This window comes from Amycolatopsis sp. NPDC049688, from assembly GCF_040674975.1.
Classification (GTDB): Bacteria; Actinomycetota; Actinomycetes; order Mycobacteriales; family Pseudonocardiaceae; genus Amycolatopsis.
Genome location: NZ_JBFANY010000009.1, coordinates 336267 through 353883 on the forward strand (window position 1 = coordinate 336267; position 17617 = coordinate 353883).

General features: G+C 73.4%; 15 protein-coding genes. 10 read left to right on the forward strand and 5 right to left on the reverse strand.

Going from position 1 to position 17617, the window contains the following annotated elements; genetic code table 11:
* The first annotated feature begins 42 nt into the window (after positions 1–42).
* Positions 43–1008 carry a helix-turn-helix domain-containing protein gene (locus tag AB0J55_RS28125; protein ID WP_364254654.1) on the forward strand — a complete coding sequence of 322 codons (966 nt, stop codon included), beginning with the start codon at positions 43–45 and terminating at the stop codon, positions 1006–1008.
* On the opposite strand, the gene AB0J55_RS28130 is transcribed toward AB0J55_RS28125, so the two are convergent.
* Together AB0J55_RS28130 and AB0J55_RS28135 are read right to left on the reverse strand one after the other, a co-directional pair.
* Positions 965–6178, reverse strand: a complete 5214-nt coding sequence (locus AB0J55_RS28130; RefSeq protein WP_364254657.1) for a hypothetical protein — start codon at positions 6176–6178, stop codon at positions 965–967. The two genes, AB0J55_RS28125 and AB0J55_RS28130, sit on opposite strands and share 44 nt — an antisense overlap.
* A gap of 28 nt (positions 6179–6206) precedes the next feature.
* Positions 6207–6818, reverse strand: a complete 612-nt coding sequence (locus AB0J55_RS28135) for a TetR/AcrR family transcriptional regulator (RefSeq protein WP_364254660.1) — start codon at positions 6816–6818, stop codon at positions 6207–6209.
* Positions 6819–6889: 71 nt separating this feature from the next.
* On the opposite strand from AB0J55_RS28135, the gene AB0J55_RS28140 reads away from it, so the two are divergent.
* From AB0J55_RS28140 to AB0J55_RS28165, 6 genes are all read left to right on the forward strand, one after another.
* Entirely contained in the window at positions 6890–7354 is a 465-nt protein-coding gene (locus AB0J55_RS28140) for a GNAT family N-acetyltransferase (protein ID WP_364254663.1), read from the forward strand.
* Between the two features lie 165 nt (positions 7355–7519).
* A complete protein-coding gene (locus AB0J55_RS28145) occupies positions 7520–8416 on the forward strand; it encodes a hypothetical protein (RefSeq protein ID WP_364254666.1) in 897 nt (298 codons plus the stop codon).
* Positions 8417–8663: 247 nt separating this feature from the next.
* The gene (locus AB0J55_RS28150) at positions 8664–8999 is read left to right on the forward strand and encodes a hypothetical protein (protein ID WP_364254669.1); all 336 of its coding nucleotides are present in this window, start codon (positions 8664–8666) and stop codon (positions 8997–8999) included.
* A gap of 102 nt (positions 9000–9101) precedes the next feature.
* Positions 9102–10484: an MDR family MFS transporter gene (locus tag AB0J55_RS28155; protein ID WP_364254671.1), complete on the forward strand. Its 1383-nt coding sequence runs from the start codon at positions 9102–9104 to the stop codon at positions 10482–10484.
* Positions 10485–10567: 83 nt separating this feature from the next.
* Positions 10568–12061 carry an alpha/beta hydrolase gene (locus AB0J55_RS28160; RefSeq protein ID WP_364254674.1) on the forward strand — a complete coding sequence of 498 codons (1494 nt, stop codon included), beginning with the start codon at positions 10568–10570 and terminating at the stop codon, positions 12059–12061.
* 73 nt (positions 12062–12134) lie between these two features.
* Positions 12135–12980, forward strand: a complete 846-nt coding sequence (locus tag AB0J55_RS28165) for a GDSL-type esterase/lipase family protein (protein WP_364254677.1) — start codon at positions 12135–12137, stop codon at positions 12978–12980.
* Between the two features lie 9 nt (positions 12981–12989).
* Here AB0J55_RS28165 and AB0J55_RS28170 read toward each other — a convergent pair whose 3' ends face one another.
* A complete protein-coding gene (locus AB0J55_RS28170; protein WP_364254680.1) occupies positions 12990–13172 on the reverse strand; it encodes a hypothetical protein in 183 nt (60 codons plus the stop codon).
* Positions 13173–13330: 158 nt separating this feature from the next.
* Here AB0J55_RS28170 and AB0J55_RS28175 point away from each other — a divergent pair, with 158 nt between their 5' ends.
* The gene (locus AB0J55_RS28175) at positions 13331–13771 is read left to right on the forward strand and encodes a GNAT family N-acetyltransferase (protein ID WP_364254686.1); all 441 of its coding nucleotides are present in this window, start codon (positions 13331–13333) and stop codon (positions 13769–13771) included.
* A 3-nt stretch (positions 13772–13774) separates the two neighbouring features.
* Here the strand turns inward: AB0J55_RS28175 and AB0J55_RS28180 are convergent, their stop codons facing one another.
* Both AB0J55_RS28180 and AB0J55_RS28185 read right to left on the reverse strand, forming a co-directional pair.
* Entirely contained in the window at positions 13775–14437 is a 663-nt protein-coding gene (locus AB0J55_RS28180) for a hypothetical protein (protein WP_364254689.1), read from the reverse strand.
* Positions 14438–14537: 100 nt separating this feature from the next.
* A complete protein-coding gene (locus tag AB0J55_RS28185; protein ID WP_364254692.1) occupies positions 14538–15233 on the reverse strand; it encodes an SDR family oxidoreductase in 696 nt (231 codons plus the stop codon).
* Positions 15234–15336: 103 nt separating this feature from the next.
* On the opposite strand from AB0J55_RS28185, the gene AB0J55_RS28190 reads away from it, so the two are divergent.
* Both AB0J55_RS28190 and AB0J55_RS28195 read left to right on the forward strand, forming a co-directional pair.
* Positions 15337–16251 (forward strand): LysR family transcriptional regulator, encoded by a 915-nt coding sequence (locus tag AB0J55_RS28190; protein WP_364254694.1) that lies wholly within the window; start codon positions 15337–15339, stop codon positions 16249–16251.
* A 195-nt stretch (positions 16252–16446) separates the two neighbouring features.
* The gene (locus tag AB0J55_RS28195; protein WP_364254697.1) at positions 16447–17613 is read left to right on the forward strand and encodes a lytic murein transglycosylase; all 1167 of its coding nucleotides are present in this window, start codon (positions 16447–16449) and stop codon (positions 17611–17613) included.
* Positions 17614–17617: the final 4 nt, after the last annotated feature.

The following is a 17617-nucleotide window of genomic DNA, read 5'->3' on the forward strand; positions in this document are numbered from 1 at the left end:
CTCGACCTGGTGTTCCGCCGGCACGAGTGCTAGGAATCGCACATGCCGCAAGAATTCTCGCACCGGGTCGTCGCGATCGTCACCGAGCAGTCGAACCCGTTCGAGATGGGGGTGGCGACCGAGCTGTTCGGCCTCCGGCGGCCCGAACTCGGCCGGCCGTGGTACGACTTCACGCTCTGCTCGGCGACGCCTTCGGTCCGGATGAACCTCGGCATGTTCACGCTGTCGGACGTCGCCGGCCTGGCGGCGGCCGACACGGCGGACACCCTGATCGTCCCGGCCCGCCCGGACACCGACGTCCCGACGGACCCGGCGATCATCGCCGCCATCCGCCGGGCCGCGGACCGCGGCGCCCGCCTGGTCAGCTTCTGCACGGGCGCGCTCGCGCTGGCGGAGGCGGGCGTGCTCGACGGCCGTCGCGCGACGACCCACTGGCAGTGGGCCGCTTCGCTGGCTTCGCGCTTTCCTCGCGTGCGCTGGAAACCGGACGTGCTGTTCATCGACGAGGGCAACGTCCTGACGGCGGCCGGCAGCGCGGCCTCCCTCGACCTCGGCCTGCACCTCATCCACCGCGACCACGGCGCGGAGGTGGTCAACGCGGTGAGCCGCCGCCTGGTGTTCACCGGCCACCGCGACGGCGGCCAGCGCCAGTTCATCGCGCGCCCGGTCCCGGCGGTGCCGGAGACGTCGCTGGCGCCGGTCCTCGCCTGGGCCCTGGAGCGGCTGGACACGCCGCTGACGGTCGCGGACCTGGCCGCACGGGCGGCCACGAGCCCGGCCACGCTGCACCGGAAGTTCCGGGCCGAGCTGGGCACGACCCCGCTGGCGTGGCTGACGACGGAACGCGTGACGCTGGCCTGCCGGCTGATCGAGCGAGGCGAGTTGCGGCTGGACCGGGTGGCCGAGTCGAGCGGCTTCGGGACGGCGGCGAACCTGCGGTTGCAGCTGCGGCGTCACACGGGGCTCAGCCCAAGTGCGTACCGCCGCCGGTTCGGGCCGGTGGCGTGAGGCGGGTGATCAGCTCGCGAGCTTCGGCGAGGCAGAGGTCGCTGGTCCGCGCCAGCAGCCGGGCGGCGGAGACGCGGACGTGGGCCGGGGCATGGTCGTCGTGGGCGATTTCGCGGGCGACGACGGCGGCGGCTTCGCGGTGGTTGCGGTGGAGGTGCGCGGCAGCCCAGGCGCTGCTGCAGCGGACGACCGGGCCGAGGGACGCGTCGCGGGCCATGTCGAGGAGGCCGAGTGCGGCTTCTTCGGGCCGGAAGTCGCCGATGGTGTTCCAGACCAGTCGCCGGATGAGGGGCCTCGGTTCGCTCAGCAGCCCTCGCAGGACCTCGAGCGCCTCTCCGCGCGAATCCGGCCTGAGCATCCCCAGCCGGCCGGCCGCCTTCCGGCGCGCGCTGACGGGAAGGGACTCGTCGTGCATGAGTTTCGCCAGCAGCGCCGTCCCGAGTTCGTGCCCCCGGGTCCCCAGGTCGGCGAGGTCGGCGGCCGCCGACCAGCGCACCCTCGGGTGACAGCCCGGATCGTCGGCCATCGCCTCGAAGAGCTCCGCGGCGGCAATGCGGTCTTCGCGGCTGAACCCGGTGGTCTTGAGAGCCGCCTCACGGCGGAGCGGGAGCGGTTGACGCTGGTCGTCGCGGATCGCCCGGACGTCGTCCAACCGCATCAGGTCGGACAGCAGCCGAATCCGCAATCGGACGGCGAGCCGTCCGTCATCCAGCAGCTCCTCCAGGTGCTTCCGGCTGGGCCCGGGCAGCTCGGAGACAAGGTCGATCAGGACGAAGCCAGCCTCCATCCGCGCCCGCCAGGACCGCCCGGCGTCGGCGAGCACCGCTTGCGCGTCCGCGGCCACCCGGTGCCGCCCGCGGGGATCCAGCAACGCCAGCGCATGGCGCGCGCGACGGGCCGCCGTCCTGCCGTGGCTCAGCTCGCCGAGCACTTCCACCGCTTTCGGTTGCCACGACGGCGAAAGCTTGGCCAGCGCGGCCGCCGCCGTGATCCGGGCGGACGGCAGTGACTCCGGGCCGGTCAGCCGGTCGAGCACGGCCCGTTCCGCCTCCCGGGCCAGTGGCCCGTCCTTCCACCGGTTCACCTCGTCCGCCCAGGTGTCCGGCGCGGCGAGCCGATCCGACACCAGCGCCCGCCCGACGGATCGGCGGTCGGCGCCGGTGAGGTGGCGGAACACGCCGGCGCGGACCTTGCCGGAGGTGTTCGCCGGATCGTGGGCCAAGGCGAGCAGCAACCCGGTCGTCCGGCCGTCCGGCCGGAAGAAGCTCAACAGCCTTAACGCCTCGCCACGCTCTTCGGGCGAGAACTCCGGATCGCCGACGAATCGCGCCAGGGCCCGGCGAGCGTCCGCGCCCGCCGACCGATCGACCGACGCGAGTTCGTAGGCGGCGTAGCTGCGTTCCTCCACCTGCTGCCGCTCGTCCTCCATCGTCGCCCGGATCGCCCGGGCGGACGCGGGTGCGGTGCGCGGGTCCGCCGTGGCCAGCCTCTTCATCGCGAGGTTCCGCCAGCCGACGTACAGGAACGGGTCCGCCGTCTGCGAGCGCAGTTCGGCGACGGCCTCGGGCGCCGGCCGCGTCTCCGCGACGAGAACGGCCGCTTGCTGCCGGACCCGGAAGTCGGTGTCGCGGTCGGCAATCATCGCGCGGAGGTCGTCGGTGACCTCCGCGCCCAGCAACACCAGGCGGCGAACACGATCGCCCCAATCGAGGTTGTCCAGTTCGGCGCGGAGGCCGAGCACGGCTTCGGCGGCTTCCGGAAGCCGGACGGCACCGCTTCTCGCCAGCAGGATCACCGCATCGCACCGGGACGTCGCGTCGGCCGTGCCGTCGGCGGCGATCGCGCGCAGCGCCGAAAACACGTCTTCGTCGCCGAGCGTGTCCAGCGCCTCGATCGCCTCGGCCGCGCCGCAGACCCGGCTCGGGCGGCTCGCCGGGGAAAGCACCACGGCCCGCAACGCGCCGGCCACGAGCCGGCGCAATCCGGCACCGAGCCTGCTGGCCGGCCGGACCACGGAGGTGAGCTCCTGATCGGGGACGACGTCGTCCTCGATCAGGCCGACGATGCCGCGGGCGGCCGCGGCGTGGTAGCGGTGGTGCATCCAGGTCAGCAGCGATGTGGCGTCGCACCGCTGGCGGGCGCTGAGCGCACGGTCGTCCATCTTCTGTTCGAGCGCCCGGGCGAGCTCGTCCGGATCGGACACTTCCCACCGATAGACCGGAAGGTCTTCGCCTTGACCCAGCAGCCCGATCAGGGCGGTGGACGCCCGCTGTTCCCGCTCCGGGTCCAGCCGTTTGACCTGGCGCCAAGCCTCGGCCCGGATGTTCGGGGCGAACGACGGAGCCGTGAGCCGGACCAAGTGCCCGAGCACTTCGGGGTGGAACTCCGGGCCGAGGTAGGCGAGTTCGGCCGCCGCCCGCCAGCGCCGCTCCGCGGTCGAATCCGGGCCGTTCATCGCCGAGCGCAGCTTTTCGACGGCCCGGGCTTTGTGCGGTTCGCCCAAGGTCGCGAGAATCCCGAGAGCGCTCACGGCGACGCCCTCGGTCCCCAGTGGATCGTCAGCGGCGTCGGCGAGCGCCTCCGCGGCCTCGGCCCAGTGATCGGGTCCCAAGGTGGCCAGCCTGTTCCCGGCCGCGTGCCGGGAATCCGCGCTCGCGGCGGGATCGCCCAGCGCCGAGCGGATGAGGGCGACGACCGGCTCGTGGAATTCGGCCCCGCAGTCGGCGAGCACCCACGCGATGTGGGCCCGGTCGACGGCGCCCCTGGCCGGCCCGGCCGCGAACCCGGCGATCAGCTCGCCCGCCCTGGTCCGGTACCGCGGCCCCAGCCGTGACAGGACGCGGGCGCTCTGCAGGCGGTCGACGTAGTGCAGCCGGCGGTCGGCGACGCGGTCTTCCAGGGTGGCCGCGGCTTCCGCCAGGCACTCCGGCCCCAGTGACGCCAGGGTGACCGCGGCGTCCTCGACCCCTTCGACCGACCACGAACGGCGCCGCAGGACAGCGCGGAACACGGCCGCGCAGCGCTCGTGGAACCGGACGTCGATCTCCAGCAGGCTGACCGCGGCCGCGACGAGGTCCTCGTCCGGCGCGGCGGGGTCGTCCAGCAGCTCGGTCAGCGTGCTGATCGCGTGCGCCCGCGGCCCGGCACCCAGCCCGGCGAGGACGACCGCGGCGTCGCCACGCCGGGACGCGGTGACCGACGGGCTGTCCAGCACGGAAAGCAGCCCGGACGCCGCCGCCTCGCGTTCGCCGTCGCCGCACTGGGAGAGCGCATCGGCCGCGTCGAGCCGGGGTTCCACGCCGATGCCCGCATCCCCCACGATCGTCCGGAGGATCTCCACGGCCTCCGTGCGCGCCTCACTGTGGAGCCGCGTCCCCAGCGCGATCGCCGCCTCCACCCGCGACGACCACGGCATCCCGTCGTCGCGCATGAGCTCCTGCAACCAGCCGACCAGGCCGGGGTGGTGCGCGGCCCGGCTGACGTCTTCCAGGATCAGCCCGCCCGGGTACTGCGTGGTGAGCGCCCAGGCGCGGGCCGTCGCCAGGAACGCGTCGACGATTTCCGCACCCGCGGGCACGTGCCAAGCCAGCAGTCTCGCGGCCAGCAGGTGCTGCTGCGGCCCACCGCCGTGGAGGTGCCGGATCAGCCGATCGGCCTCCACCGGGCGCAACCGCGTGTAGTGCAGCAGCACCCGCCGTGCGTAGCGGCCCCGGTCGTCGGGCTCGGCCGCGTGCAACAGCTCCACGAATTCCTGGTGCGCCGGACCGAAAACGTCCGGCAGCAACCGCGCCTTCGCCGTGGCCGCCAGGTGCTCGGCGAAACTGTGGTGCAGGAACCCCAGCTCACCGCCCCGGAAGAGGAACGGTCCCACCGCGGCCAGGTACTCGACGAGCTGCTCCCGCCACAGCGCCTCCGGCCCCAGGTCCGGCAAGCGCTCGCCCACCCACCGGCAGGCCGCGGCGCTCAGCGACGTGTCCTCCTCGAGCCGGACCCGCCCGAGGTGCTCCAGCAACGGACCGCAGCAGGGATCGAACGGGCCCGAAGGCACCGGATGTCCCGACCGCAGGTACTCCAGGTACGTCTCGTACAGCTCGTACTGGTTGTCCGGCAACGGCCGGTCGGCGTACCGCTCGAAGATGATCGCCGCGATCGTCGCCAGCAGCGGGACGCGGACCAGCTCGTCCAGGTGCGCGTCCCGGATCTGGCGCACGAACCGCTTCGCGTCGCCGGGCACTTCCGAAAACCAGTTCCCGGCGAACCGGCGGAAAGCCTCTTCGTCGAACGGCAGCAGTTCGTACCGCGCCGCGCCGATCCGCTGGAACGGGGCGAGGGTCGCCCCTTCGATCGGCCGCGTCGTGAGGACCACGCGGTACGCCTCGGCCGACGACCACGTCGCCAGCACCGTCACCAGGCGGTCCCGCACCACCGTGTCCGCCACCTCGTCGAGGCCGTCCACCAGGAGCAGCCACCGGCAGCCCGCGACGCGGCCGGTCAGGTCCTCCGGCCGCAGCGGCTGGGCCAGCATCGCGCCGTACTCGCCGCGGACCGTCTCCGCCAGTGCCTCGAAGAACGGCAGCTCCAGCCGGGTCGCCAGTTCACGGGCCGTCAGGCGCAGCGGAACCACCGGCTCGGTCAACGGCGGGGAATCGACGGCTTCCTGCCAGCAGCGGGCGACGTCGGCGGCCAAGCGCAGGGACAGCGTCGACTTCCCCTGGCCCGGCCCGCCGGTCACCAGCAGGTGCTCGGCCCCGTCGAGCGCCTCCCGCATGCTCCGGGACGGGGGCCGGACCGTCAGCCGCGCCGCCGGGGGGTGCGGGACGTCGATCAGCCTGCCCTTGCTGTCGAGCACCGGGAGCGGGCGCGCCGGGTCGGCCGGCTGGAGCTCCGTTCCGGTGGTCACGTCCTGGCGGACGTAGACCGTCGCCAGCGACGGGCGGCGAGCGCCCCGCAGGCGGTACGGCAGCTTCTCCGCGTTCTGGATCTGGGCCCGCAGCAGAGAATCGATCTTCGGCGGCAGCCCGGGCAGCGACGCCCAGTCCGCGGGCGGCTCGACGGGGACCGGCTCCGGTGGCGGCGGGGCGCCGACGTACATGTTGCCGTGGAGCTCGCCGACCTGGACCGCCGAGCCGAGGACGTCTCCCGTGATGCGGTTGGCCGGTTCCTCCGTCACGAACCCTCCTCCCGCCGGACCGGCCATCCTAGCGGCTCACCGCGCTCCCGGGCCCCCATTCGGGAATGACGGACAGCGCCGCCCGCAACGCGGCCTGCTGCAGGTCGGCCGGGTACGTCTGCGGGTCGGCCGCGGCCAGCACGTTCAGCCCCTCCACCAGCGCCACCAGGCTCTTCGTGGTCCGCTCGAGCCGCTCGTCCGTCCACTTCGGACAGCAGGCCGCGACCAGCCGGTGGACCCGGGCCAGGAACGAGCGGTTCGCCGCGCGGTGGCGTCCGGCCAGGTCGTCGTCGGCGAGGGCCGCGGCCAGGAAGCCGACCCACACGCGGGATTCGTCGTGGTGGCCGTGCGGAAGGTCCACGGCCTGGCCGAGCACCGCCGCGAGTGCCCCGCGCGCGTCCGGGCTCGCCGCCTCGGCCGCGTCGGCGCGGGCGGCCGTGCGTTCGTAGAGCAGGTCGCGGGCGTGCAGCAGCAGCGCCTTCTTGGTCGGGAACGCGTGCATGACCAGGCCGGTGGTGCAGCCGGCGCGCTCGGCCACCGCCCGCAACGTCAGCCCCGGCAGGCCGGTTTCCGCCAACACCTGCCAGGTCGCGTTCGACAGCAGGTCCCGCTGGGCCCGGACGTCACGCTGCTTCGGCATCGGAACCTCCTTCCCGGGAAGCGTAACAGTTGCTACGGTAACGACCGTTACGGAAAAGGGAGTGGGGCCTGATGTTCGACTGCACGCTGACGATCACTCCGGTGACCTGGGACGATCCGGACGCCGTCCGGCTGCGCGAAGCCCAGCGGATCGAGCTCGACGCCCGCTACGGCACCGACGACCACGAGCCGGGCGCGGTCCCGACCGCCGACACGGTCGCGGTGTTCCTGGTGGCCCGCGACGCCGGCGGCACCCCCGTGGGCTGCGGCGGGCTCCGGCCGCTCGGCCCCGGCTCGGGCGAGATCAAGCGCATGTACGTCGACCCGGCGGCTCGCGGCACCGGCGTCGCGGCCGCCCTGCTGCGCGCGCTCGAAGACCACGCCCGCGAACTCGGCATCACCCGCCTGCTGCTGGAGACCGGCACCGGCCAGCCGGACGCGATCCGCTTCTACCAGCGCGAAGGCTACGAACCGATCGAGGCCTACGGGCCCTATCGCGGCGAACCGCTCTCACGCTGCTTCGCCCGCGACCTCTGAGCCGCCGCCACGCGACCTTGCTGCGCACGGGCAGCCATCGGTTTTCCGATGGCCCCGCCAAGCCGGTCTATTGGCGGCGGCCCGCGCACCGGGCCTACCGTCGCCAGGGACGGCGATCCGGGGTTCTCTTCGCCGCTCCTGTCCCGAACCGAACCGGAGTTTCCCTTGCGCATCAAGCACATCGGCGCCGCGCTGGCCGCGGCCGCCGTCTTCGCCCTGCCCGCCGCGCCCGCCCGGGCGACGCCGCGGATCGTCCCGCTCGACCTCGCCGCCGGGCAGCAGCCGGAAAACATCGCCCTGGAGCCCGACGGTTCCGCCGATCTCACCTTCGCCTACACCGGCGAAATCGGCCGGGTCACCCCCGGCGGCCGGGTCGGCGTCATCGCCCGGATCCCGGTGCCCGCCGACGGCGACGTCCCCGTGGTGCACCAGAAGCTGTTCCTCGGCGGGATCGTGCGCGCACCCGGCGGCGACCTGTACGTCGCCGTTTCGACCGGCACGGCGGCGACCGGCCTCTACCGGGCGCGGCCCGGGAGCCCGCCGGTGCAGGTGGCCGCGCTGCGGCCGGCCGGCTTCCACAACGGCGTCGCCCGGGATCCCGCCAGTGGCGACCTCTTCGTCGCCGACTCGTTCGGCTCGGTCGTCCGGCGCGTCTCCCCGCGCACCGGGCAGGTCTCCGGCTGGGCCACCGGCGAACTGCTCGCCCCGGTGACCGGGTTCGGGGCGAACGGCGTGAAGGTCCACGACGGCGCGCTGTGGGTGTCCAACCTGGACCGCGGCACCCTGGTCCGGTTCCCGCTCACCGGTGGACCGGGCCGGGTCGCCGCGTCGGGCCTCGGCCCGGTCGACGACTTCGCGTTCCACGGTGACACCGTCGTCGCGGCTGTCAACCAGGACAACCGGGTCATCACCGTCGGCCACGGCGGCACGCGGACGATCCTGTCCATTTCGGATGGTCTGGCCAACCCGACGTCGGTCGCCGTCCGCGGTGACACGCTGTACATCGCCGACAGCGCGTACTTCGGCGGATCACCGAACCTGCTGCGCATCCACCTGCGGTGAAAGCAATCGGCACGTGCATCCGCACGCCGATTGTGCACGCGCTTTCCGGTGATCACGGCAACCGGTTGCTGTGAAACAGAACCACCGGTAAGTTTGGCGAAACCCCGGTGCCCAGCCATCGGTCACCGGGGTTCGCGCTGCTCGGCGGAGGCGGGGAGGCCCCGCCGAGAGAGCGCTTTCCGGCGGTAGGGGTCACCGCCGGGAGGGGCAGGAGGGAAGCGATGCCTTGGTGTTCCGGGGAACGGTCATGGCCGGCCGGGTGACCGAGCCGTACCTGGTCGGGCTGGAGGCCATCGCGGGCGAGCTGTTGCGCGGCAAGTGGTGCGTCTACCTGCACGAATGGCTCGGCGACGACGACGATCTCCCCGGCTGGCAGGCCCGGGTCGCCGCCCACGCCGAACTCGCCGGCGTCGAGGTGTGCTTCGTCGAGATCCCGCGCAAGGACATGACCTTGGTGGCCAACGTGCGCGCACTGCCGAGCTTCGAGCAGGTCACCGAATCCGTGGCGGCCCTGGAGCACTACCGCGGCCTCGCCGCCGGCCGCGGCTGGCAGGGCGCGGCCGTTCGCCGATCGGCCGGGTGACCGCAACCCCGGCCGAGCGATCCCCCGCGGCCGTGCCGAGTCACACGCTCCTCACAGTCCGGCATTGACCTCAACCCTTGTCGAACTTCTACCGTCGTCTCCATGACCACCGCACCCCCGATTCCGCGCACCGTCTGGATCGCCTCCGGCGTAATGGCTTTGGGCGGCTTCCTCGGCAACATGGACGCCTCGGTCGTCGCCGTCGGGCTCGAGTCGATGCGGGACAGCCTCGGCGTCACGCTCGTCGAGATCCAGTGGGTCGCCACGGCCTACCTGCTGGGCCTGTCGGCCGCACTCCCGCTGACACCGTGGCTCGGGCACCGGTTCGGCGCCGGGCGGCTGTGGCTCGGCGCTTTGGCGGCGTTCCTGCTCACGTCGGTGGCGTGCGCGCTCGCCCCGGACGCCGGCACGCTGATCGGCGTCCGCGCCGGGCAGGGCATGGCCGCCGGCGTCATGGTGACCGCCGGGCAGACCGTGATCGGGCTGGCCGTCGGCCCGGAACGGCTGGGGCGCACCATGGGCACGCTGGCGCTCGTGGTCGGGCTGGCGCCGGTGATCGGGCCGAGCGTCGGCGGGTTCCTGCTCGCGCACTTCGCGTGGCCGGTGCTGTTCTGGCTGAACGTCCCGATCGGGCTGCTCGCGTTCGGCCTGGCCCTGCGGTACGTGCCGCGCGGCGACCGCGGGCAGCCACCGCCGGTCGACTGGCGTGGCCTCGCCTTGGTGTCGCTCGGCCTGCCCCTGCTGGTGTACGCGCTGACCGAACTGGCCACCCCGGGCTCGCTCGACGTCGTGCTGGCGAGCATCGGGACCGCCGCCATGGGGTTGTTCACCTGGCGGTCGCTGCGCGTCCCGCACCCGGTGCTGCAGCTGCGGCTCGCCGCGCAGCCGGTGCTGGGTACCGCGCTCGCGTCCGTGCTGCTCGGCGGCGCCGGGATGTTCGGGGCCGTGCTGCTGCTGCCGCTGTGGTTCCAGGTCCGGCTCGGCGCGGGGACCGCCGAGTCCGGCGTCCTGCTCGCCCCGATGGGGCTGGCCACCACGGTGTTCGTGTTCGCCGCCGGACGGCTGACCGACCGGTACGGCGGCGGCACCGTCTCGCTCACCGGGTCACTGGTGGTGCTGGCGAGCACGGTGCCGCTGCCGTGGCTGGGCCCGGACGCGCCGATGTGGCTCGTCCAAGCCCTGCTCGTGATCCGCGGCGCCGGGCTCGGGCTCTCCGTGCTGCCCGCGTCGACGGCGGCCTACGCGTCGGTCGGTGCCGCCGAGCTCGGCCACGCCACCGCGCTGGTGAACATCGTCCTGCGCGTGGGTGGTGCGCTCGGCGGCGCGCTGTGCGTGATCGTGCTGTCCCAGGGGTTGTCCGCCGGCCCGGCGGCCGGGTTCGGCTGGGCCTTCGGCGTGCTGGCGGTGCTGTGCGCGCTGGGCGCGGTGGCCACGGCCGGGCTCCGGCGAGCGGAACGTTCGTCCACAGTGGACAACACAGCCTGATTCACCTGGGAAGCTGGCGCGATCACCGGATCGGTGATTTATTGGAGCCGATCGTGCACTGTCGGTGAGGGGAAGGACTGGGCATGACGGGGGTCGGCAAACGCTGGCTGACGGCCGTGGCCGTCACCGCGGTACTGGGCAGCCTGCTGACAGCCACCCCGGCTTCGGCCGCGGGCACCGTCGACTGGCAGCCGTGCGCCGACGCGCCCGGCGCCGACTGCGGCACGGTGACCGTGCCGATCGACTGGGCCCATCCGGACCGGGGCACCACGACCATCGCGCTCGCCCGGCGCAAGGCCACCGATCCCGGGGCCCGGATCGGCTCGGTCCTGATGGACCCGGGCGGCCCCGGCGGCGCGGGCGCCGGCGAGGTCAAGGCCGGTTGGTCCCTTTCAGCCGAGATCACGAAACGCTTCGACACGGTGGGTTTCGACCCGCGCGGCGTCGGCGACAGCACCCCGATCAAGTGCGGTCTCGCCGAGCTGATCGCCGACCACCCGCCGGTCCCGCGCAACCAGGCCGAGTTCGAGCAGCTCGCCCAGTACAACCGGAAGGTCGGCGAGAGCTGCACCCGGATCACCGGGCCGCTGGCGCAGTACGGCGACACGAAGAGCGTCGCGCGGGACATGGACGCCATCCGCGCCGCCCTCGGCGAGCCGAAGCTGACGTACTACGGCGTCTCCTACGGCACCCTGATGGGCCAGCAGTACGCCGAGCTGTTCCCGGACAAGGTCCGCGCGCTCGTGCTGGACAGCAACATGGACCACTCGCAGGTCACGGCGTGGGAATTCCTCCACAGCGAGACGCAGTCGGTGCAGGCGGAGTTCCGCGAGTTCGCCGCCTGGTGCGACCGGACGCCGGCCTGCGCGCTGCACGGCCGGGACGTCTCCGCCCTGACCCGCGCCCTGCAGGACAAGGCCGCGCGCGGTGAGCTGAAGGACCCGCGCAGCGGCGACCCGGTCACGCCGCTGGACCTCGCTTCGGGCATCCAGGGCAACTTCTACGGCCCCGACTGGGGCCGGCTCGCCAGCGTGCTCCGGTCCCTGGCGGACGGCACCGCGGCCGCGTCGGCGAAGCTGCGCGACGACATCGGCGTCAACACCGTCTTCCAGAGCGTGTTCTGCGACGACTGGCGCCTGCCCGTGCACAGCTTCGCCGAACTCGAGATCTACCGCCGCGCCGCCGCGGCCTTCGCGCCGGACGTCAAGGTCAACGCGCTGGCCTGGCGGGCGGTCACCGGCTGCGTCGGCTGGCCGGACCCGGCCGGCAACCCGCAGCACCCGCTGCAGGTGCACGGCGCGCCGCCGCTGCTGATGCTGAGCAGCCGGCACGACCCGGCGACGCCGTACGCGTGGTCGCAGGCCGCCGCCCGGCAGAGCGGCAGCACGCTGCTCACCTACGACGGCTGGGGCCACGGCGCCTACTTCAAGCACAGCCCGTGCGTGACGAAGGCGGCCGACGACTACCTGATCACCGGCAAGCTCCCGGCCCGGGGCACGCACTGCGCGGCGGTCGAGCCCGGCGCGGAGCAGGCCAGGGCCGCCGGGCCGAAGCCGCCGTCGACGATCGGCTTCTGACGCTTCCGCCGCGGGGCCGGGACGGGGCAAAATCGGTTCCGGCCACGCAATGGCGCGGGGAAGGGAGCCGGTCATGGGGTTCAGGAGCAGGGTTTTCGCCGCCGCAGCAGCCGTCCTCGCGCTGACGTCGCTGACGACGGCGCCCGCGGAAGCGACCGGTTACCACGGCCGGTACCTCGCGCTCGGCGATTCCGTCGCGTTCGGCTACCGGCCCGGTGCCGTCACCCCGCCCTCGGACTACCTCGACCCGGCCAACTTCCGCGGCTACGCGGAAAAGTACGCGGCCCTCCGCGGCCTCCGGCTCGCCAACGCGTCCTGTCCCGGTGAGACGACGGCGAGCCTGCTGACGGCCGGTGCGCAGAGCAACGGCTGCGAGAACTCCCTCGGCTCCCCCGCGGGCTACCGGACGGCGTTCCCGCTGCACGTGGCCTATCCCGGCACCCAGATCGACTACGCCGTGGCGTTCCTGCGCGCCCACCCGGACACCCGGCTCGTCACGCTCACCATCGGCGCCAACGACCTGTTCCTGTGCCAGGACACCACCCCGGACCACTGCACGACGTCGTTCCCGGCCGCCCTCGAGCAGGTGGGCCGGAACCTCGCGGCGATCCTCGGGGCCGTGCGGGCGCACTACCGCGGTGACCTGGTGCTCGTGTCCTACTACTCGCTCGACTACCGGGACGCCACCCAGGTTTCGCGGGTGAAGGCGCTCGACGCGCTGCTGGGCCGGGTCACCCGGCGCTACCACGGCGCGGTGGCCGACGGTTTCACCGCGTTCCGGCTGGCCTCGCTGCGGTCCGGCGGCGATCCCTGCGCGGCCGGGCTGCTGATCGCGCTGCCCGGCGGGGGCTGTGACGTCCACCCGACCGCGGCCGGGCACCGGGTGCTGGCCGCGGCGCTCGCGGTCGCGGCGCGCTGAACCGGCCGGCTACCGCGGCTTGCGCCGCCACAACCCGGTGACGGCGGCCAGCGCGCGGGCGCCGGGCGAGGGCACCCGGACCACGGGCTCCGGACCGATCCGGCGGCGCATCCGGTAGGCGAGTTCGAGCACTTCGAGGTCTTCGGGACGACGCCGGCCGCGGACATCCGGCCGCAGCATCAGCTCCCCCACGGTGACGGGTCTGCCACTGGCACGGTGTGCCGTGCGCGCCATCAGGAACCTCCGCTGCATTTCGCCGACCGGGCCCCGATTCTATGAATTCGTTTCGGGTTCGTCACCTTACTGACGAGTTGTGTCCCGTGCGTGTCCCCCCGGGCTAGCCTCCGGTCATGATCACCATCGGGGGCCTCACCGAAGAAGACCGCGCGAGCTGGGAAAACCTGTTCGCCGGCTACAACAGTTTCTACGGCCGCACGCTCGCGCCGGAGCGGATGGACCGGGCGTGGCGCGAGTTCGCGAGCGGCGAGCGGATGCACGCTCTCGGCGCGCGGCTCGACGGCGAACTCGTCGGCATCGTCCACTTCCTGACCCACGCCAGCACGACGTCGGCCGACGTCTGCTACCTGCAGGACCTCTTCACGGCCGAGAAGGCCCGCGGCCGTGGCGCGGGCCGCGCGCTGATCGAAGCCGTCGCCGAGTGGGCCAGGGCAACCGGGTGTGTCCGCGTCTACTGGCACACGCAGACGTCGAACGCGACCGCCCGGCGGCTCTACGACCAGGTCGCGCTCGACAAGGGGTTCATGCAGTACCAGATCCCGCTGGAGGCGTGAGGGCTAGCGGCGGTGCCGGCCGCCGCCGCAGCCGTCGTGCCCGCCGCCCGGGAAGCCCGCCGGGCGGCGGCCGGCCCACATCGACGGCCAGTCCGGGATTTCCGGGCGGCCGCGCGACCACATCGACTGCCAGTCCGGGATCTCGTGGCGCACCGGAGCCGCCTGCGGGGGCAGCTTCGGTTTCGGCGCTTCCTTCACCTTGTCGACGATCTTGACCGCACGCGCCAGTTTTCCGCGGCGCGCGGGCGGGACGACGGCGGAATTCGATGCGGGCTCGACCACAGGCGGGGCAATCCCGGCCGGCTCGGCGACCGGCGTCACGGATTTCGGAGCCGGTTTGGTCGGCGGGACGACGACGTCCGCCGGCAGCGGCACCAGCGCCACCGCCGGGGGCTCCAGGCCGGCCGGCGGCCAGGCCGCGCCCGCGGACCGCTGCGGTGGCATCGACACCGCCGCGCTGACCCCGCCGGTCAGCGCCAGCGCCCCGGCCACCACGGAGAACACCCGCAACCGCGTCAGCGAGCGCAGGACCTGCGGTTTTTCCCGGTGGCGCGCCCGCGGGAGCACGAGAGTGTCCTCGTCGCGGTAGCGGTCGCGCGGTGCGTCGGACCGGACCAGCAGCTCGGCGACGGTCACCCGCTCGGGGCGCGGAGCCCTACGTGCCATCAAACCCTCCACCTGGGCCGTCCGGACGGGCGGCAGCGCGTCCGGACGGCCGATCATAGGAATCGCCCCCGGTCCTGTAAAGGCTTGTTCACCCAGGGTTTCAGGCGAGCCGGCCGCCACCGTCCACATGCAGCACCGAGCCGGTGACGAACGGGTTCGCCAGCAGCTGGAGGGTGGCCGCCGAGACGTCCGCGGCCCGGCCCACCCGGCGGGCCGGGTTCGCCTCGGCGGTCCGGCGGAAGAACTCCTCCTTCGCCTCGCCGAGCCGGTCCCACGCGCCCGAGTCGACGATCCCCGGGGAGATCGCGTTGACCCGGACCGGCGCGAGCTCCACCGCCAGCGCTTCCGCGAGGAACGCGACGGCACCGTTCGTCGTCGCCATGACCGTCCGCCCGGGCACCGGGCGCCACGCGGCGACGCCGGAGAACAGGACCATGGCGCCGCCTTCCCGGAACCGGGGCGCGAAATGCTTGGCCAGCACCAGCGGGCCGACCACCTTGGCGTCGAACGCCCGCACGACCGCGTCGCGGTCCAGCGCCGTGACCGAGCCGTTCGCCGGCGCCGCTGCGAGCGTTACCAGGAAGTCGATTTCGCCCGCCCCTTCAGCAAGCGCTTTCAGCGACGATTCCTCGCCGAGATCGGCGAATGCGGTCCGGATCCCGGGCGCGGTCAGCTGCGCCGGATTCCGCCCCGCCCAGGTGACTTCGGCGCCCGCCTCGCGTGCGTCCACCACGATCCGCCGGGCGATCCCCGAACCCCCGCCCACGACGACCAGCCGCTTTCCCTCGAACGACATTTCCGTGCTCCTTTCGTCTCGCACACCGGGTTCAGCGCTGCGCGAGCCGCGGGCAATCCCGTCGTGATCCGGAGGTTTTCGATGCCTGCGATAGAATTTGCGAATGCCTACGCTGCGCGCGCTCGAGTGCCTGGTCGCGGTGCTCGACGCCGGGTCGATCACCGAGGCGGCCGCGCGGCTGCACCTGTCCCAGCCCGCGCTGTCCCACCAGATCGGCGCGCTCGAACGGGAACTGGGCACGCCGGTGCTGGAGCGGCTGCCCCGCGGGGTCCGCCCGACCGCCGCCGGGCGGGCGGTGCTCACGGACGCGCGGGCGGCACTGGCCGCCGCCGAACGGGTGGTCCGGACCGGCCGCGCGGTGGCCGGCGGCGGCGAAGGCACCCTCCGGATCGCCTGCGCGGAGACGATGACCGCCGGGCTGCTGGCCCCGGTGCTGCGCGCCTGGCACCGCCACCGCCCGGAGGTGCTGATCACGCTGACCGAGACCACGAGCGCGGATGCCCTGGCCGAGGCGCTGGAATCGGGCGAAGCGGACGTCGCGGCCGGACCGCGGCCGAGCCGCTGGACCGGGACGGCCGAGCTGGTCGGGCGCGAGGAGATCGTCGTCGCGCTGCCCGTGGATCACCCCCTCGGCGCCCGGGCCGCGGTCCCGATGTCTGCCCTCGCGGGCATTCCGGTGGTGCACTACCACCGGGACAATGGTCTCGGCGGCTGGCTCGACCAGGAAGCGGCACGGCACGGCGTGGTGCTGGAGGCGGTGATGCGGACGAAACAGGCGGCGACGGCGGCCCAGCTCGCCGCGGCCGGGCTCGGCGTGGCGCTGGTGCCGACCACCGCGCTCACCCGGACCTTCGCGGGTGGACTGCGGCGGCTGAAGCCCGCGCTGCACCGGGACGTCGTGACGTTCGCGGCGACGCCCTCGGATCCGCTCGTCCGGCGGTTTTCCTCGGACGTGCGGCACCGCGGGCTCACCGTGCCCGGTGTCCTGCTGGACAAACTGTCCGGAGAGGCACGTTAAGTTTCGGTGAATCTGACAGATTCCCTCCTAACGTTTTGTGCCATCCGGACGAACTTCTTCGTGAGCACCGGTTTTTGCTGCGCCGTTCGCCAAAGTTCGGTTCCATCGGATAGCTTGCTCCTACCGGTCAGTACCGGTGGGTGAGGCCGATCGGGTGAGGCGATCAGCGACAGATCGAGGGAAGCGGGGACGACCATGCCCAAGCACCGGCCACGTCGCAGGAGCACGCGTTCGGTCCGCCGGACCGCCGCCGCGCTCGCGGGTGGGGCGCTCGTCGTGCTGCCCACGTTGACCACCGGGCTGCCCGCGCCGGTCGTGATCGCCGACGCCGGCAAGGGCGGCGTCCTCCCGGACCGCGCCGCCCCGGCGAAGCAGCCGGACATCGTCATGCCGCCGATCGCCGTCGACGGCAGCCTGCCCCAGCCGCCGCTGCCCGAGCCGCTGGTCGTGCCGGGCGGGCGCGCCGGGTCCGCAGGCATCTCCGGGCCGCTCGGCATCCCGGCGAGCATGCTCAAGGCGTACAAGAACGCCGCCGACATCCTCGCCAAGGAGCAGCCGAACTGCCACCTGGACTGGGCGCTGATCGCGAGCATCGGCCGGATCGAGTCGAACCACGCGCGCGGCGGGTACGTCAACGCCAACGGCGACACCCTGGAGCCGATCCTGGGCCCGGTGCTCAACGGCGCCGGCGCGTTCGCCGCGATCCCGGACACCGACGGCGGCAAGTACGACGGCGACACCCGCTGGGACCGCGCGGTCGGCCCGACCCAGTTCATCCCGTCGACCTGGCGCGGTTACGCCTCGGACGGCAACGGCGACGGCGTGTCCAACCCGAACAACATCTACGACGAAGCCCTGGCCACGGCGCGCTACCTGTGCTCGGGCGGGCTGGATCTCTCGACGGACGCGGGGCAGCGGATCGCGGTGCGCCGCTACAACAACTCGCAGTCCTATGTGGACACAGTGCTGGCGTGGGCGGCGGCCTACCGCAGCGGGGTGGCCCAGCTGCCCGACAGCCAGGTCCCGATCGGCGCCCCGGACGCCCCGGACGCGGCCGCGGCCGGTGCCCCGGTCGGCGTCCCCGCCCCGCCGGCGGCACCGCCGGTGGTGGTCGTCCTGCCGCCGGGCTCCCTGCCGGTGACGACGACGCCTTCGTCCCCGACCTCGACCCCGGCGTCCTCGACCCCGACGTCGTCGACGCCCACCTCGACGCCGACGACTCCGCCGTCGACGCCGACCACCCCGCCCTCGACGCCCAGCACGACCCCGACCACCCCGACGACGACGGCGGCCAACACCCCGGCCGACTCGGCGGGCACCTCGACCACGACCACGACCACGTCGACCAGCGCGACGGGGTGAGCCG

Bases quoted from the DNA above. Each gene is read 5' to 3' on its own strand.
- AB0J55_RS28125 (WP_364254654.1), top strand. From the start codon at position 43: ATGCCGCAAGAATTCTCGCACCGGGTCGTCGCGATCGTCACCGAGCAG.
- AB0J55_RS28135 (WP_364254660.1), bottom strand. From the start codon at position 6,818: ATGCCGAAGCAGCGTGACGTCCGGGCCCAGCGGGACCTGCTGTCGAAC.
- AB0J55_RS28140 (WP_364254663.1), top strand. From the start codon at position 6,890: ATGTTCGACTGCACGCTGACGATCACTCCGGTGACCTGGGACGATCCG.
- AB0J55_RS28150 (WP_364254669.1), top strand. From the start codon at position 8,664: ATGGCCGGCCGGGTGACCGAGCCGTACCTGGTCGGGCTGGAGGCCATC.
- AB0J55_RS28155 (WP_364254671.1), top strand. From the start codon at position 9,102: ATGACCACCGCACCCCCGATTCCGCGCACCGTCTGGATCGCCTCCGGC.
- AB0J55_RS28160 (WP_364254674.1), top strand. From the start codon at position 10,568: ATGACGGGGGTCGGCAAACGCTGGCTGACGGCCGTGGCCGTCACCGCG.
- AB0J55_RS28165 (WP_364254677.1), top strand. From the start codon at position 12,135: ATGGGGTTCAGGAGCAGGGTTTTCGCCGCCGCAGCAGCCGTCCTCGCG.
- AB0J55_RS28175 (WP_364254686.1), top strand. From the start codon at position 13,331: ATGATCACCATCGGGGGCCTCACCGAAGAAGACCGCGCGAGCTGGGAA.
- AB0J55_RS28180 (WP_364254689.1), bottom strand. From the start codon at position 14,437: ATGGCACGTAGGGCTCCGCGCCCCGAGCGGGTGACCGTCGCCGAGCTG.
- AB0J55_RS28185 (WP_364254692.1), bottom strand. From the start codon at position 15,233: ATGTCGTTCGAGGGAAAGCGGCTGGTCGTCGTGGGCGGGGGTTCGGGG.
- AB0J55_RS28190 (WP_364254694.1), top strand. From the start codon at position 15,337: ATGCCTACGCTGCGCGCGCTCGAGTGCCTGGTCGCGGTGCTCGACGCC.
- AB0J55_RS28195 (WP_364254697.1), top strand. From the start codon at position 16,447: ATGCCCAAGCACCGGCCACGTCGCAGGAGCACGCGTTCGGTCCGCCGG.